This is a genomic window from Streptomyces yongxingensis, from assembly GCF_055597465.1.
This window is the reverse complement of sequence record NZ_CM145717.1, coordinates 2,140,296-2,157,111: the sequence shown is the minus strand read 5'-3', so window position 1 is coordinate 2,157,111 and position 16,816 is coordinate 2,140,296. Positions and strand designations below refer to the sequence as shown.

General features: G+C 71.0%; 12 protein-coding genes and 1 pseudogene. 7 read left to right on the top strand and 6 right to left on the bottom strand.

The genetic code is table 11. The features are described from left to right. Positions 1-111 precede the first annotated feature (111 nt). Together ACZ6TD_RS08715 and ACZ6TD_RS08710 are read right to left on the bottom strand one after the other, a co-directional pair. Entirely contained in the window at positions 112-804 is a 693-nt protein-coding gene (locus tag ACZ6TD_RS08715) for a response regulator (protein ID WP_138916359.1), read from the bottom strand. Next, positions 801-2,474 carry a sensor histidine kinase gene (locus ACZ6TD_RS08710; protein ID WP_471357565.1) on the bottom strand — a complete coding sequence of 558 codons (1,674 nt, stop codon included), beginning with the start codon at positions 2,472-2,474 and terminating at the stop codon, positions 801-803. Before ACZ6TD_RS08710 ends, ACZ6TD_RS08715 begins: the two co-directional genes overlap by 4 nt. 97 nt (positions 2,475-2,571) lie before the next feature. On the opposite strand from ACZ6TD_RS08710, the gene ACZ6TD_RS08705 reads away from it, so the two are divergent. From ACZ6TD_RS08705 to ACZ6TD_RS08690, 4 genes and pseudogenes are all read left to right on the top strand, one after another. Then, a complete protein-coding gene (locus ACZ6TD_RS08705; RefSeq protein WP_471352238.1) occupies positions 2,572-3,588 on the top strand; it encodes a Bug family tripartite tricarboxylate transporter substrate binding protein in 1,017 nt (338 codons plus the stop codon). A 145-nt stretch (positions 3,589-3,733) separates the two neighbouring features. Further along, the gene (locus ACZ6TD_RS08700; RefSeq protein WP_471352235.1) at positions 3,734-5,209 is read left to right on the top strand and encodes a GntP family permease; all 1,476 of its coding nucleotides are present in this window, start codon (positions 3,734-3,736) and stop codon (positions 5,207-5,209) included. 487 nt (positions 5,210-5,696) lie between these two features. Next, positions 5,697-6,138 (top strand): annotated as a pseudogene (locus ACZ6TD_RS08695) (condensation domain-containing protein); the annotation flags it as partial. Positions 6,139-6,490: 352 nt separating this feature from the next. After that, a complete protein-coding gene (locus tag ACZ6TD_RS08690; protein ID WP_471352232.1) occupies positions 6,491-7,501 on the top strand; it encodes a LacI family DNA-binding transcriptional regulator in 1,011 nt (336 codons plus the stop codon). Positions 7,502-7,626: 125 nt separating this feature from the next. Here ACZ6TD_RS08690 and ACZ6TD_RS08685 read toward each other — a convergent pair whose 3' ends face one another. The 4 genes from ACZ6TD_RS08685 to ACZ6TD_RS08670 form a co-directional block, all read right to left on the bottom strand. Then, a complete protein-coding gene (locus tag ACZ6TD_RS08685) occupies positions 7,627-8,496 on the bottom strand; it encodes a carbohydrate ABC transporter permease (protein WP_471352229.1) in 870 nt (289 codons plus the stop codon). Next, the gene (locus ACZ6TD_RS08680; RefSeq protein ID WP_471352227.1) at positions 8,486-9,457 is read right to left on the bottom strand and encodes a carbohydrate ABC transporter permease; all 972 of its coding nucleotides are present in this window, start codon (positions 9,455-9,457) and stop codon (positions 8,486-8,488) included. Before ACZ6TD_RS08680 ends, ACZ6TD_RS08685 begins: the two co-directional genes overlap by 11 nt. Continuing rightward, positions 9,454-10,830, bottom strand: coding sequence for an ABC transporter substrate-binding protein (locus ACZ6TD_RS08675; protein ID WP_471352224.1), 1,377 nt, complete (start codon positions 10,828-10,830; stop codon positions 9,454-9,456). Before ACZ6TD_RS08675 ends, ACZ6TD_RS08680 begins: the two co-directional genes overlap by 4 nt. 105 nt (positions 10,831-10,935) lie before the next feature. Continuing rightward, positions 10,936-11,982: a glycoside hydrolase family 172 protein gene (locus tag ACZ6TD_RS08670; protein ID WP_471352220.1), complete on the bottom strand. Its 1,047-nt coding sequence runs from the start codon at positions 11,980-11,982 to the stop codon at positions 10,936-10,938. Positions 11,983-12,304: 322 nt separating this feature from the next. Here ACZ6TD_RS08670 and ACZ6TD_RS08665 point away from each other — a divergent pair, with 322 nt between their 5' ends. From ACZ6TD_RS08665 to ACZ6TD_RS08655, 3 genes are all read left to right on the top strand, one after another. Continuing rightward, the gene (locus ACZ6TD_RS08665) at positions 12,305-13,783 is read left to right on the top strand and encodes an FGGY-family carbohydrate kinase (protein WP_471352218.1); all 1,479 of its coding nucleotides are present in this window, start codon (positions 12,305-12,307) and stop codon (positions 13,781-13,783) included. A gap of 203 nt (positions 13,784-13,986) precedes the next feature. After that, positions 13,987-15,642: a fucose isomerase gene (locus tag ACZ6TD_RS08660; RefSeq protein WP_471352215.1), complete on the top strand. Its 1,656-nt coding sequence runs from the start codon at positions 13,987-13,989 to the stop codon at positions 15,640-15,642. A gap of 32 nt (positions 15,643-15,674) precedes the next feature. Continuing rightward, positions 15,675-16,799, top strand: coding sequence for a DUF4185 domain-containing protein (locus ACZ6TD_RS08655; RefSeq protein ID WP_471352213.1), 1,125 nt, complete (start codon positions 15,675-15,677; stop codon positions 16,797-16,799). The last annotated feature ends 17 nt before the right edge of the window (positions 16,800-16,816 follow it).

Sequence of the window (16,816 nt, the reverse complement as noted above, 5' to 3'; positions counted from 1 at the left end):
CTCGGCTCAGCGGGAGGGGTGCCGCTCGCGATCGGCCGCTCGCCGCGGCTGACCGGGCGGGAGGACCCCTCCCGGCCCGGTACGAGCCGACGCGCGGACCCGTCGGCGGAGCTACGCCCGCCGGCTGTAGCGGCGCTCCGGACGGCCGGCGGTGCCGTAGCGCAGGGAGACGTCGGCGTGGCCGGTGGCGTGGAAGTACTCCAGGTAGCGACGGGCGCTGACCCGGGAGATGCCGATGGCGGTGGCCGCCTCGGCGGCGGAGACGGTGCCGTCCGCCTCGCGGAGGGCGCGCTCGACGAGCTGGGCGGTCTCCACGCTCAGGCCCTTCGGGAGGGCGCCGCCCGCCGGGGGCGCGAACGCCCCGGCCAGGACGCGGTCCACATCCGCCTGGCCACGGACGACCGTGGTGAGCAGCCGCCCGCGCTGGGTCGCATAGCGTTCCAGGCGGGGCTGGAGATCCTCGTAGTCGAAGGGCTTGAGGAGGTAGTCGACCACACCCTGGCGGACGGCGCCGCGCACCGCGTCGGCCTCCCGGGCCGCGGTGATCACCATGACGTCGCAGTCGTGCCCGGCGGTGCGCAGCCGGGGGATGACGTCCAGGCCGAAGAGGTCCGGCAGATAGAGGTCGAGCAGGACCAGGTCGGGCCGGAGCGCGTCGACCGCCTCGATCGCCTGCTCGCCGGTGTGGGCGGTGCCGACGACGCGGAACGGTGCCACCCGCTCCACGAAGGTGCGGTGGACGCGCGCCACCATGAAGTCGTCGTCCACGACGAGCACATCGATCGTGCCGGCCGACTCGGTCATCGGGTCGCTCCTTCCGCCACCGCGTCGGCGGGGTGGCTGACGGACATGCGGGCGCTGAACATCGCGCCCTGGCTGGTGTTGGTCACCGCGATCTCGCCACCGCGGCGCTCGCAGACGAGCCGGGTGAGCGCGAGTCCGATGCCGCGCTCGCCCTCCCGGGCGGCCTTGGTGGTGAAGCCGTGGGCGAAGACCTCCTGGGCGAGTCCGGGGGCGACGCCGGGGCCGGAGTCGCGCACCACGATCTCCACACTGGTGTGGTCCTGGCGCAGCTCGACCTCCACCCACGGTTCGTCGCCGTCCCCGCCGCCATCCTTGTTCTCACCGCCGTGCTCGGACGTGGCGGCGTCGATGGCGTTGTCGACCAGGTTGCCGACCACGGTCGCCACATCGGCGGCGTCCTCGGGGGTCAGCCGGTCCAGCGCGGTGCGGTCCGACAGGCGCAGGGCCACCTTCCGCTCGGCGGCCTGGGACGCCTTCGCCATCAGCAGCGCGGCGATGGCGGTGTCCCGGACCCGGCGGCCGATGGACATGTCGAGCGACTGGCGGCGCTGGTTCAGCGCCCGGATGTAGCGCACCACCTCCTCCTGCTCGCCGATCTGGATCAGCCCGGAGATGGTGTGCAGCTGGTTGGCGAACTCGTGGGTCTGCGCGCGCAGCAGCTCTGAGGTGGAGCGGAAGGAGCCGATCTCGCGCTCCAGCCTCGCCAGCTCGGTGCGGTCCCGCAGGGTGGTGACGGACCCGAGCGGCCGTCCGTCCTTGACCACGGTCATCCGGTTCATGACCAGGACCCTGCCGTGCCGGACCACGACCTCGTCCTTCGGGTCCGCCGATTCCTTCCGCGCCCCGGCCAGGACGTCCAGCAGCCGTCCCTCGATGCCGAGCTCGGCCAGGTTGCGGCCGACACAGTCCTCGGGCAGGTCCAGCAGCCGCCTGCCCATGTCGTTGACGAGGGTCACCCGGTGCTGCGGGTCGAGGGCGACGACGCCCTCGGCGATGCCGTACAGCATCGCCTCGCGGTGCTCGGCCAGCCCGGTGATCTCACGCGGCTCCAGGCCCAGCGTCTGCCGTTTGACGCGCCGGGCGAGCAGCCAGGAGCCGACGACGCCGAGCGCGCTGGCCACGCCGAGATAGACGGGCAGATACGAGGACGCGCCGCTCAGCCGCTGCCACACCGTGGGAGACGCCTCGCCGATCATGACGGTGCCCAGATGCCGCCCCAGGTCGTCCCCCGTCGCGCCGAGCACCGGCACCTGTGCCACCAGCTCCCGGCTGCCGTCCCAGTCCAGCGTGCCCGACCAGCCACGGCCCGCGCCCACCCCCTCGCCCAGGGGCAGCCGGTCGCCGAGCACGGTGGGATTCGTCGAGCTGACGACGCGCCCGTGGCGGTCGGCCACCGTGACGGACGTCACCCGCGACTGCACCCGCGCCGAGTACACCAGCGGGGCCAGCGCCTCCGCCGGCGAGGGCCCCACCAGCCGGCTGCGCACCAGCGGCTGGGCGGCCAGCTGCTCGGCGAGCGCACCGACCCGGCGGCCCTCCACCCGGTTGAAGGTGGCCTCCGACTGCGCGAGCGAGACCGCCGCCACCGCCATCAGCACCACCACGACGATGGCGAGCTGGAGGAGCAGCATCTCGCCCGCGAGCGTTTGGCGACGGAACGCGGCGACCACAATGAACTCAATCTCTCCTGCTGACACAACCTGGGCGCATTGTCCACCAGGCCGCACAATCATGGCGTCCGCCGTAGGGGAAGCGAAAGGGAGGTCCATGAGACGCCGCACCGGCACCACCGGCACCCGCACCCGCGTCCGCGCCCTGTCCGGCGTCCTGGCCGCTGTGCTGTCCCTGCTCGTCGGCGCCTGTGGCACCTGGCCGGGCACCGGGGACACTGGGGGCGACGGGCTGCGGATCCTGGTGCCGAACACACCCGGCGGCGGCTACGACACCACGGCCCGGACCGTGGCCCGGGTGCTGGAGGAGACCGGGACCACCTCCGGCACGGAGGTGTTCAACCTGCCCGGGGCGGGTGGCACCGTCGGTCTCCAGCGCACCGTGGACGAGCGGGGCAACGGGCGGCTCGCCCTCCAGATGGGCCTCGGCGTGCTGGGCGCGTCACATGTCGCCCACGCGAAGGTGACCGTGGCGCGGACCACCCCGATCGCCCGCCTGATCGAGGAGCCCGAGGCGGTGGTGGTCCGCGAGGACTCGCCGTACCGCACCGTCGCGGACCTGGTCGCCGGGTGGCGGAAGCACCCGGGGGACGTCACGGTCGGTGGCGGCTCCTCACTGGGCGGCCCGGACCACCTGCTGCCCATGGCGCTGGCCCGCGCCGTCGGCATCCAGCCGAAGACGGTGCGCTACGACGCCTACGACGGCGGTGGCGGCGATCTGCTGCCCGCCCTGCTGGACGGCCGGGTCGACTTCGCCACCAGCGGCATCGGCGAGTTCCTCGACCAGATCGCGGCCGGGCAGCTCAGGGTGCTCGCGGTCACCAGCGACCGGCCCGTGGCCGCGCTGCCCGGGGTGCCGACGCTGAAGGCGGCCGGGATCGACCTGGTCTTCGACAACTGGCGGGGGATCGTCGCCCCGCCCGGCATCAGCTCCGCGGACCGCGAACGCTGGATCGAGGTGCTGACCGCGCTGCACACCTCCCGGCAGTGGAAGGCCGAGCTCACCCGCCACGGCTGGACCGACGCGTTCACCACCGGTGGCGCCTTCGCCACGTATCTGGCCCGGCAGGACAAGACCGTGGCGGAGCTGGTCGGACACCTGGGACTGGACTGACCGAACACTCCGCCGGGGCGGCCGCCGCACGCCCTTCTCGCCGTTGAACCACACCACCCCCACCCCCTGACCCACCCATGCCCGGGTGGCGTACGAACCCCCCGCATGCCCTGGTACGAACCCCTATGTCCTGGAAAGGCGCCGCATGACCGCACACACCTGGTGGCTGCTGCTCATCCTCACGGTGGCGATCGCAGCCCTGATCTATCTCATCAACTCCCGGCTGCGGGTCCATCCGTTCGTCGCGTTGATCCTGGTCAGCGTGGGCACGGGGATAGCGGCCGGGGAGCCCGTCGCGAAACTCGCCGGCTCCATCGAGGAGGGCGCCGGCGGCACCCTCGGCGACGTGGGCGTCACCCTCGCCCTGGGCGCCATGCTCGGCCGTCTGCTGTCCGACTCGGGCGCCACCGACGCCATCGCCCGCGCCCTCGTCGCCCGCGCCGAGCCCCGCAGGCTGCCCTGGCTGGTGGGCGCGGCGGCGTTCGTCATCGGTGTGCCCATGTTCTTCGAGGTGGGCCTGATCGTGCTGCTGCCGTTGATCTTCAGCGTCGCCCGCAGGATGGAGGAACACGGCGGCACCAAGGGCAGCCCGTACGTGCTCCTCGGTGTGCCCGCCATCGCCTCGCTGTCCACCCTGCACGGCATGCTGCCGCCCCACCCCGGCCCGCTGACCGCCATGACCGGTCTGCACGCCGACCTCGGCCTCACCCTCGGCGTCGGCATCGTGTGCGCCGTGCCGACCGTCATCCTGGCCGGTCCCGTCTACGCCCGCTGGATCGCGCCCCGGCTTCCCGATGTCGCTCCGGACGCCGAGCTGGTGGCCCAGTTCACGGGGGCTGAGCGTCAGCCCGCTCCGGCCGTCGGCTCGGGAGCCGGTGCGCCCGGTGCACAGGCGAGCGGGGACGTCCCCCGCCGGACCGGTGTGCCCACCGGTCTGGCCGTGGCGGCGGTGCTGGTGCCCGTCGTCCTGATGCTGCTGCGCACCCTGGCCGAGACGGCGCTGGACGAGTCGAGCGGGCTGGGCGCGGCGCTCGTGTTCGCCGGAGAACCGCTGGTGGCGATGCTCGCCGGTTTCGTCTTCGCCCTCGGAGTGACGATCGTCGGCTCCGCCCGCTCCGCCCGCTCCGGCCACTCCGGCCACTCCGGCCGTTCGGGTGAGGAGACCCGTGCCTCCCTGACGGACAGCCTGAAGTCCATCGCCGCCATTCTGCTCATCATCGGCGGGGGAGGGGCGTTCAAGCAGGTGCTTCAGGACTCGGGCATCGGCGATGCCATCGCGTCGGCCGCCGAGGGCGCCCACATCAATGTGATCCTGCTGGGCTGGCTCATCGCCCTGCTGCTGTCGCTGACCACGGGCTCCGCCACCGTCGGCATCGTCTCCGCCACCGGCATCGTGGCCCCGCTGATCGGCGACGGCGGGGGTCTGGAGGCGTCCCTGCTCGTGGTCGCGATCGGCGCCGGTTCGCTCGGCCTCAACTACGTCAACCACGCGGGGTTCTGGCTGGTGAAGGAGTCGTTCGGAATGGACCTCACCCAGGCCACCAAGACCCAGACCGCCGTGCAGACCCTGGTCAGTGTGCTCGGCCTGGCGATGGCCCTGCTGCTGTCGGTGTTCGCCTGAGACACCGGCCGCTCGCGGTGGGTCCCGGCGGCCCGGTGGCTGTTCGCGAGAGCGCTCAGCGAGGGGCGGACCACGGCCTGGCCCACGACCAGGCCGTGGTGGACCGGCTCACCGAGGCGGCGGCCGGGAGCGAAGGGCGTGAACGCTGAAATTGAGGGATGGGTCATCGCGGAGGTGAGGGATTGCCGTCCGGCTGGAACCCGCGGCTCCGTCCGCACCTCCCTCTGGAGGAGGGCAAGTTCGCGGAGCTGCGGGACGAGGCGCTGTGCGTCGCCGGTGGCTACCTCGCGGCCGAGCCGATTCCGGTTCCTGGACGCTCTGCCACTCACGGGCACGGGCAAGGTGGATCGCCGCCGATTGGACGCGACGGCCGGAGACGCGGACACGGGAGCGGCAACGGGTGCGCTCGCCGGAGACCCATGGCACCCCGGCGGCCACGCCGCACCCGCAACCGCGCCCTACTCCCGCCCCGGCGCCGCGCACGTCCCGTACGGACGCCGCGCTCATCGGCTACCTCCCGGCCCCCGGGCACCTGGCGGCGCTCGCCGGGATTCCGGAAGCGGACCTGCCTCGCGAACACATGCGGGACCTGCTCTTCCCGGACGGCGGTCCACGCCTGCTGGAGGAGATCGGCACACCGCTGGGCCGCTCCGCGTTCGTCGCGCTGCCGCTGTTCGCGGATGAACTGGCCGCGGGGAGCGCGCTCACCGGCCACACCGCCCGTGCCGTCAGCCACGCCGCCTCCCTCGGCGCGCTGTGTCTCTCTGGCGGGCATGATCCCCGCGTTGACCGGCTACGGATTCGAAGTGGTGCGCGCCACCGACGCGGCGACGGCGGTCACCACCGGCCACGCCGCCACAGCGGTGTCCGTGGTCAAGACCGTCCACGCCGCGCTCGCCACGACCGGACGCGACCTGAGCGACGTGACCACCACGGGCTGGTCGACGCCTCCCATGCGCACGCCTACTGGGACGCGGTCGAGGCGGCTGGGGTCGGTGCCGCGCCCCCGCATCTCCTCGGCCACATCATTGATACGCCGCCGTCATGGCCCGGGACCGCCACTCACGGGGCCACCCCCCACCGGAACGCCTCCTACCCGCAACGCTGACGTCCGGACGAACCGCCCCCGCCGCCCGCGGGGGCGTGTTCGTCCATCGGCCGCCTCGCCGCCCGCCGCTCACAGCCCCGGCCCCCTACCCCCCTCAATACCGGTGTGAAATCCTTTTCACCCGCAGGGTAGGCTGAAGAGCGACCGTACACGGTGAAAGGACGCGGACACACGTGGTGACGATCCATGACGTGGCGCGAGCCGCCGGTGTCTCTCCGGCGACCGTCTCGCGTGTCTTCAACGGCGGCAAGGTCACACCGGCACGTGCCCTGTCCGTGCAAGAGGCCGCGGCGGCCCTCGGGTTCGCTCCCAACCGGGTGGCGCGGTCGCTGCGCAAGCAGCGGTCCAGTGTGATCGCGCTGATCATCCCGGACATCGAGAACCCGTTCTTCACCTCGCTCGCCCGCGGCGTCGAGGACGCCGCACAGCGCACCAGCCTTTCCGTGGTCCTGTGCAACTCCGACGAGGACACCGACAAGGAGCGCCGCTACCTGGAGGTGGCTCTCGGTGAGCAGATGGCGGGCGTGATCGTGGCGGCGGCGTCCCAGGACGAGACGGATCTGGGGCCGCTGACCGACCGACGTGTGCCCGTGGTCGCCGTCGACCGCCGGCCCCGTGACGCCGAGGTGGACGCGGTCCGGGTCGACAACCACCACGGTGGCGAGGTGGCCACCCGCCACCTGCTCAAGGCCGGTTACCACAGGATCGCCTGCATCACCGGGCCCGAAGGAGTCTCCACCTCCGAGGAACGGCTCGCGGGCCACCGCGCGGCGTTGCGCGCCGCCCAGGGCGGTGCGGCCGCGGCCGACGACACCTACGTACGGCATGCCGACTTCCGGGTGGACGGCGGCCGCGCGGCGATGCGCGAACTGCTGGCGCTGCCCGAGCCGCCCGATGCCGTGTTCGTCGCCAACAACCTCATGACCATCGGCGTCTTGGACGCCCTCCGCGAGTCCGGCCGCACCCCACCCGACGTCGGTGTGCTCTCCTTCGGTGACGTTCCCTGGGCGTCGCTGGTACGGCCATCCCTCACCGCGGTCGAACTGCCCTCGTACGAGTTGGGGCGCACCGCCGCCGACCTCCTCCTCCAGCGCATGGACGGCAGCGTGTCGCCGGTCCAGACCGTGGTGCTGCGCACAAAGCTGCAGGTCCGGGAGAGCACAGCCGGACCATCCCGGCCGTGACGGACCACCCCGGCCGTGACGGACCCTGCCCGGCCCTGACAGCCGGGCACCACGTACCGCACAACAAACAAAGTGGCGCCCCACCGGCCATTCGGCCCGTGCGGCGCCACGTCACCTCACAGCGCTCACTTCAACCCCGACGTCTTGATCGACTCCACAATCTGCCGCTGGAAGATGAAGAACAGCACCAGCATGGGCAGTGCGGCCACCGTCGCCGCCGCCAGGATGTAGTTCCAGTTGGACGTGTACTGCGTCTGGAACGACGAGATACCGAGCTGAACCACCGTCAGGTCCTGATCGCTCGTGGCGACCAACGGCCAGACGAACGCGTTCCAGTTGGCGAGGAAGAAGAAGATCGCCAGGGCCGAAAGGATCGGCCGGGACATCGGCAGGACGATGTTCCAGTAGACCCGCCAGTGGCCGCAGCCATCGATGACCGCCGCCTCCTCCAGCTCCTTCGGCAACCCCAGGTAGAACTGGCGCAGCAAGAAGATGCCGAACGCGTTGAAGATCGCCGGGATGATCAGCCCGGCATAGCTGTCCAGCAGCCCCAGTTCGCGGGCGACCAGGAACAGCGGGATCAGCACCACCGGCGCGGTGACCAGCAGCGTCGCGAAGATGGCGCCGAAGAGCTTCGCGCGCCCCGGGAAACGCAGCCGCGCCAGCGCGTAGGCGGCCATCGAGTGGAAGAACAGCGCCGCCACGGTGATCACCGTGGAGATGAAGAAGCTGTTCCACAGATAGCGGCCGAACGGCACCTCGGTGAAGACGTAGACGAAGTTCTGGAAGGTGAAGTCCTGCGGGATCAGCCGTCCGTCGGTGACGGTGGCCCGCGTCTTGAACGACGACGTGACCATCCACAACACGGGAAAGAGGCTGATCAGCGACAGGACGACGGCCAGGGCCGTCAGTCCGGCGCGCGAGGAGGGCAGCCGACGCCGACCGGTCGTGGTGGCCGTGGTGTGGGCCCGGGTCGTCAGGGCGTCACTCGCCATCGTCGAACCTCCCGCCTCTCGTGAACCTGAAGAGCACCGCAGAGACGAGCACCATGATCAGCACCAGGAACGAGCCCATGGCCGACGCATAGCCGTACTCCCCGAATCCGAACGCCTGCTGGTAGATGTAGAAGATGGCGAGCGACGTGCCGTTGGCAGGGCCGCCGTTGGTCAGGACGAAGATCAGGTCGAGGCCGCCGGTGATGGCGGCGACGGTCGACATCAGCAGGACGAAGAAGCTGGTGGGGCGCAGCAGCGGCCAGGTGATGGTGCGGAATGTGGTCCATGGCCCCGCGCCGTCCAGCTTCGCGGCCTCGTAGAACTCCTGGGGGATCTCCTGGAGCCCGGCGAGGAAAATGATCATGTAGTAGCCCATCATCACCCACACCATGACGGCGATGACACAGCCGAGGGCGAGGGACGGACTGCCGAGCCAGGACTCACCGTCGAAACCGGCGGCGCGCATGGCCCGGTTGACCACCCCGGTCTGCTCGTCGAGCAGGAACTTCCACAGCACGCCGACCACCACCAGGCTGATGACGTACGGCATGAAGAGCATCGTGCGGTAGACGCCGACCCCGGGCAGCTTCTGCTTCACCAGCAGACCAAGACCCAGACTCACACAGAACAGCAGGGGGACGAGGAACACCACATACAGCCCCGTGATCTCCATCGAGTCCCAGAACAGCGGGTCGTTCACCATCCGCCGGTAGTTGCCGAGCCCGATCCACTCATAGCTGCCGAAGCCGCTGACCTGGAAGAAGCTCAGCCCGATGGACAGCACCATCGGGATCGCGACGAACACCAGCAGCCCGAGCACATCGGGCGCGAGGAACAGCCCGGCGGCCAGCCACTCGCGGTGCTCGCGGCTCAGCCTCGGCCGGCGGCCGGGCGTGGCGGGCGACTGCGCCGGGGCGACGGTGGCCCGGTGGCGGCGCTCCTGCGCGGCGACACTGCTCATATCAGGCTCGCCCCCTGGTAGCTCTTGGTGTAGGCCGCGATGGACCGGGCGGCTCTCTCGGCCTCGCCGGCCACACCGTGGCCGGCGAGCATGGTGCCCTGGATGGCGTCGGAGATCGCCTTGTAGACGACCGGGGGATAGCGCGGTTCACCACGGCCACCCGGGAAGATCTCGTCCTTGAACCGCTTCATGATCTCGGAGTCGTAGCCGCCCTTGGCGGAGCCGCGGTCCAGGGCGCTGTCGCGGGGCGCCACATCGGACTTGGTGCCGACGCACCATTCGACCATCCGGTTGATGGAGTCGTCCTTCATGGAGCCCAGCGCCCAGACGCAGAACTCGGCCGCCGCCTCGGGGTCGCGGCCCTGGGCGTTGGCGCAGAAGGACCAGCCGCCCAGCGCGGTGACGTACCGGCCGCCCGGAGGCGTGGGCAGCTTGAAGACGCCGTACCGGTACGTGGGCGCGAACGCCTTGAAGCTGGAGACGTTCCAGATGCCCTGCTGCCACATGGCGACGTTGCCGCCCTTGAAACCGCCGACCACGTCCCCGGCGGCGGGCATGGTGCGCGGCGCGATGCCGTGGCGCACCGCGTCCTGCCAGAGCCCCAGGGCCTGCCGGGTGGCCTTGGAGTCGAAGGCCACATCGCCGCGTTCGTCCAGGACCTCGCCGCCGCCCTGCCACATCCACGGGTACCAGGTGAAGTTCTGGTAGTAGCCCGGGCCGGTCTCGAAGACCAGCCCGGCCCGGGTCCTCGTGCGCAGCTTGTCGCCGATGTCGAGCATCTGGTCCCAGGTGGTGGGGATGTCGGCTTCCGACAGACCGGCCTTCTCCCAGACGTCCTGGGCGTAGAACATGGCCAGCGGCTCGATCTCCATGGGGAGGGCGTAGACCTTGCCGTCCACCATGCGGCTGTCCAGCGCGGAGCCGAAGTCGTCGATGGCCGCCTTCTCCATGTGCGGTGTGAGGTCGGCCAGGACGCCGCCGTTGTAGTACCGCAGGAAGTCGCCGGGGGAGAGCAGGAAGATGTCCGGGCCCTCGCCGGTGGCGAAGGCGGACGGCAGCTTGAATCCGTTGAGATAGGTGGGTTGCGGCAGATAGACCAGGTCGATCCGCGCCTTGTGGGTGGCGTTCCACCGGTCGACCATGTCGACGAACCACTTGGCCTGTGCGTTGACGGCGGGGTCCGGCGAGCGCTGGGGCCCGTAGAAGTTCCAGAACTGGAGGTTGCCCCCCTTCGCCCGGGCCGTGCCGCAACCGGTGAGCAGGGCCGGGGCCGCCACGGCCGACCCCGCGCCCGCCACCGTGGTGAGGAAACGGCGGCGTGAGGTGCCGGGGGAGGTGGCCGGGCGCCCGGCTTCGGTGCCGTGCTGGAGCATGCGTGCGCTCCTGTCGGAGTGGGATGGGGCTGGGATGTGCGGGTGGGGGGTGGGTGCTGGGACGTACGGATCCGGGGGCGGGCGGGCCCCTCAGCCGACTTCCCCTCAGTCGACTTCGAGCGTGAGCAGGTCCGGCGCGGCCGGACGGGACGCGGACGACGGGGCATCCAGGTAGAACAGCGAGGTGCTGGCGATGTCATCGCTGGTGTGCCGGTAGCGGTGCGGCAGCCCGTTGCCCTGCCCCGGGCCGATGCCGAGGCTCTGCACGGTGACGCGCAGGTCCTCGGAGAAGCGGATGGGGTCAAGGACGTGCCAGCGATACATCCCGAACCGCTGCTGGCTGTTGTACAGCCCGTCCGGGCGCAGGACCTGGTTCAGGCCCAGATACGGGGTGGTGTAGGCGGTGTAGCCCTGGCCGGGGACGTCGAAGTTCCACGCGCCGCCGAAGTAGTCCTCGGTGCCGGTGCCGCAGAGCGTGGGGAACTCGTCGTCACCGTCGAGGTAGAACTTCAGCTCACCCTCGCCCCACCAGCCCGGGCTGTTGACGCCCCAGGCCAGATAGGTGCCGACATAGCCGCCGGCGCCGGTGACCGTGTCGAGCAGGGTGTGCACCTCGCCGTACGGCACCGGATGGCTGCGGCGCCACTGGGCGTGGAACCAGAGGGCGTCGTCCCCGACCTCGTCCAGCTCGTAGTCCACCTGGTAGTAGAGCGTGACCTTCTCGGCGGTCAGGTTCTCCAGGGTGATCCGTGCCCTGCGGTGGAACGGCATCGGCCAGTACGCGTTGAAGCCGCCGTTGGGGTTCACGGCGATGGGCACGGACGAGACCTGGCTGAAGGTGTTCCAGCCGTTGCAGAAGAAGTCACCGAGCGGGACCTCGACGGCCGGATCCTCCTCGCCCTCCCAGTACATCCGCAGCAGGGTGCCCCGCCAGGCCCGGTGCGGGTCGGTGGTGCACCACAGGTGGCGGATGGTGCCGGGACCCTTGATGTCGGCGAGCACCGCCGTCGTGCCGGGGGCGATGTCGATGCTGGGGGAGATCTTCCAGCCCGGCCCCAGCCTGCTCGCCGCCACCGCTCCGGTGCCCTCCGTGGCGCGGCCGCCACCCGACTTGGCGCCGGTGATGTTCTCGGCGCTGATGGAACGGCTCACGGCACGTGTCCTGCGCGAGATGCCGTCGAGTCCAAAGGTCGTCATCGTGTCTTGCCCTCATGGGTGGGGTACGGGGCGCGCGCCGACGGGTCCGGAAGAGGCGCCGTGGCGCGCGGAAAACGGCGTCACCGGCGGTGCGGCGCAGCACGTCTGAAATCCATTTCACCGCAACGTAGAGCGGCCTCCAGGGGGTGTCAAGGGGTGAGACGTACGGCCGAAGGCGGGATGCCGACGCGCGCTGCTGATATGGCTTTTCGCAGGGCAAAGGCCGTTCGTGCGGACTCCCTTGACGTTGAAATCGTTTTCTGTCAGCGTGCTCGCCATGCCTCGCAACGCAGTCATCGGAGTGGACATCGGCACCTCGAGCAGCAAGGGCGTCCTCGTCGGTCTCGATGGCGCACTGATCCGCTCGGCCACCCGGGAGCACACGCCCGCGAGACCGGGCCCCGGCCGCTTCGAGATGGACGCCTCCGTCTGGTGGCGCGAGTTCACCGAACTCTCCCGGGAGCTGACCACCGCGGAGGACACCACCGTGGTCGCCGTCGGGGTCAGTGGCATGGGACCCTGCGTCCTGCTGACCGATGAGCACGACGCCCCGCTGCGCCCCGCCGTGCTCTACGGTGTGGACACCCGCTCGGTCCAGCAGATCCAGCGCATCGAGGCGCGACTCGGCGCCGACGAGATCATCCGCCGCGGCGGCTCCGCCCTGACCACCCAGGCCGCCGGACCGAAGATCGCGTGGATCGCCGAGGAGGAGCCCGAGCTCTACGCGCGGGCCGAGCGCCTGTACATGCCCAGTTCCTGGCTGGTCAGGAAGCTCACCGGGAACTACGTCCTGGACCACCACTCGGCCAGCCAGTGCACCCCGCTGTACGACACGCTCGCCTGCGCGTGGTACGCCCCCTGGGCCGCCGAGGTCGCCCCCGGGATCGAGCTGCCGCCGCTGCGCTGGCCCGGCGAGACGGCCGGCGCCCTCACCCCCGAGGCCGCCACGGCGACCGGTCTGCCCGCCGGAATCCCCGTCACCACCGGCACCATCGACGCCTGGGCCGAGGCACTGAGCGTCGGCGCGCAGAACATCGGCGATCTGATGCTGATGTACGGCACCACCATGTTCCTCATCCACACCGTGCCCAAGCCGCTGACCAGCCCGTCCCTGTGGGGCACGGTCGGGGCCCTGCCCGGGACCCGGAACCTCGCCGGTGGCATGGCCACCTCCGGTGCGGTCGCCAACTGGCTGAAGGATCTGTTCGCCGACGGTGACCACGCCGAACTCACCGCGCTGGCCGCCGAGTCGGGCGTCGGCGCCAACGGCCTGCTGATGCTCCCGTACTTCTCCGGCGAGCGCACCCCGATCATGGACCCGGACGCCCGCGGGGTGATCGCCGGGCTGACCCTGTCCCACACCCGCGGCGACCTCTACCGGGCCGCGCTCGAGGCCACCGGGTTCGCCATCCGCCAGAACATCGAGGTCATCGAGGCGGTCGGCGGCGACATCCGCCGTGTGGTCGCCGTCGGAGGCGGCACCCAGGGCTCGCTGTGGACACAGATCGTCTCCGACATCACCGGCCGCCCACAGGAGCTGCGCACCATCACCATCGGCGCCGGTTACGGCGACGCTCTGCTGGCCGCCCAGCTCGTCGGGGACGCCTCGATCGACGACTGGAACCCGGTGCGCGAGACAGTAACGCCGCGCGCCGCACACACCGGGCGTTACGACGAGCTGTACGCCCTCTACCGGCGGCTGTACCCGGACACGGCCGCGACCGTCCACGCGCTGGCCGCGCTGCAGGAGCGCTGAGCGCCCTCAGGCCCTGGCCTCCAGTGCCACGCGCCCGCAGCCGCCACCCGCAGCCGCCACCGCGCCCCCGGCGTTCCCACTGCCTCAGCGCCCCGGCGCCACCCGCGCCCGCAGCCGCCCCCAGCACCCTCAGTGCCCCAGCACCCCCAGCGCCACTCGCGCACCCCTCAACGCACCATCGACGCACCCTCAACGGAGACCGCATGACCGCGTACACCCTGCCCGAGCTCCACCGGCCGCCCGCCGCCGAGCCGGCCACCGTCTACACCGTGGCCAGCGGCGACCTGCGCCCCGCCGCCAACGTCACCTGCTGGCCCACCCAGGAGAAGCTGGAGAGCGACCTCGCCGCGGCCCTCACGGACCTCGGCCGGAAGGTCCGCCGCGGCCACGCCGTGGACGGGGCCAAGGGGCACGGGTTCATCGACAGCCAGCGCGCCGGTATCGAGGTCTTCAAGCACATACCCAAGGACGCCCCGCTCATCGTCGTCGAGGCGGTCTGGCAGTACAGCCACCACGTCCTCGCCGGTCTGCGCGACCACCAGGGGCCGATCCTGGTGGTGGCCAACTGGAGTGGCGAATTCCCCGGGCTGGTCGGCCTGCTGAACCTCGCCGGCAGCCTCACCAAGGCGGGGCGCGACTACTCGGTGCTGTGGAGCGCCGACTTCACCGACGAGTGGGCGCGCGCGTCATTGCGCACCTGGCTGGAGACCGGCACGCTCACCCACGACACCAGCCACGTCCGGCCCCTGCCGCCCCTGCCGGGCGCGGACCCCGAGACCGCCCTGGGCGTGGCCCTCGCCCGGCAGTTGCGCGAGGAGAAAGCGATCATCGGCGTCTTCGACGAGGGCTGCATGGGCATGTACAACGCCATCATCGACGACGAGTTCCTCAACCCGCTCGGCATCTACAAGGAGCGCCTGTCGCAGAGCGCCCTGGTGGCCGAGATGAAGAACGTGTCGGACGAGGAGGCCCAGGAGGTCCGCGGCTGGCTCGACCGGGCCGGGATGACCTTCCACACCGGCACCGACGAGGCCACCGAACTCACCGACGCCCAGCTGCTCAGCCAGTTCAAGATGTACATCGCCGCGGTGCGCATCGCCGACGACTTCGGGCTCGACGCGGTCGGCATCCAGTACCAGCAGGGCCTGAAGGACACCGTCCCGGCGAGCGACCTCGCCGAGGGTCTGCTCAACAACGTCCAGCGCCCGCCGGTACGGAGCCGCGACGGTGCCCGCGAGCTCTACCCCGGCGCGCCGTTGCCGCACTTCAACGAGGTGGATGAGGGTGTCGCCGTGGACTCCCTGGTCACCAACCGCATCTGGACGGCGATGGGCCTCGACCCGGCCACCACACTGCACGACATCCGCTGGGGCGAGGAGTACGACGGCCGGTTCGTCTGGGTCTTCGAGATCTCCGGCTCGGTGCCCGCCTCCCACAACGGCGGCTACGACAAGTCGTACAGCATGCGTCAGCCCCCGATGTTCTTCCCGCTCGGTGGCGGCACCCTCAGCGGTGTCTCCAAGCCGGGCGAGATCGTCTGGTCGCGGGTGTTCCTGATGGACGGCAGGCTGCACGTGGACCTCGGCCGCGCCACGTCGGTGGAGCTGCCCGAGGAGGAGACCCGGCGCCGGCTCGACGCCACCAACCACCAGTGGCCGATCATGCACGCGGTCCTGCACGGCGTCACCCGTGACCAGTTCATGGCCCGCCACCGCGCCAACCACCTCAACGTGGCCTACGCACCCGACGCGGCGACCGCCGACAAGGCGCTGCGCGCCAAGGCCGCGCTCTTCGCCGAGCTGGGCGTCGAGGTGCATCTGTGCGGAGACGTGGGGGTCCAGCCGCAGCCGCAGCCATAGCCGTAGAAGCGAACGATTCCGAGGAGTCGCACATGGCAGCTTCATCACCACCCGGCCCCGCCGGAACGGCCGGTGGGGAGCCCGCCGGAACCGCCGGTGGCCCCGGCCGCCGTCTGGTGCTCGCCGCCGGTCTGGGCCTGGCCACGGCGGCGGCCGGGCTGACGGCGGGGACGCCGCGGGCGAGCGCCGCCACCACCGCCATCACCGGCACGAAGGTCAGAAACCTCACCGGCCCGGCCGAGACGGGACAGTTCGCCGCGCCCTGGACCGACCTGGGCATCCCCGTCCGCTGTCCCGACGGCACGATGCTCTTCGTCTGCGGCGACACCTTCGACGGAGGCGGCGTGGGCGGCCCCAACTGGCGGGCCCCGGTGGGCCTGCGGGCACGCCACCCCGATCTGAACGCCCTCGTCATCGACGACAGCGTGGGCGGTTCGCAGGCCGTGGGGCTGGTCCCGGAGAACCACGAGAACAACACGACCGCCATACCGTCGGACGTCTTCACCGTCGGCAACACGATGTACATGCACCTGATGCGGGGTGTCCTGTACCGGACCCACCACTCCGACTTCTGGCGCTCGACGGACAACGGCCAGACGTGGCAGTACCTGTGCCAGTGGCCCGGGGATCAGTACGGCGGCCAGTTCCAGCAGAAGACGTACGCGGTCGCGGACGACGGCTACTGCTACGTGCTGTCGAGCGTGTTCAACCGGGACGTGCCCTCGGACCTCCTGCTGCACCGCGTCCCGCAGGACCGGTTGGGCGACCCGGCGGCGTACCAGCCGTGGGGCTACGCGAACGGCGCCTGGGCCTGGGGCAACTACCCGACCACCATCACCGCCCGGCGCCGGTTCGGTGAGATCTGCTTCCGTGCGATGGGCGGCAAGTATGCCCTGACCTGGCTGAACATGGAGCCCTTGGACATGCGCGCGCAGGTCTTCCCGCTGCCGACGAGCGATCTGTTCGCCACCCCCGAGCAGACCATCATCGTCCCCACCCCTCCGGGCAACGAGTCCGGCAACGCGGTGGCCAGCCCCTACGGCGGCTTCATCGTCCCGGGCTCGACCTTCGGCGACTTCCACATCGCCGTGAGCCAGTGGTACGACGACCAGAACTACCGGGTGATGCAGTACCGGATCAACGGCCTGGCCGCCTGAGCACGCCGCCACCGACA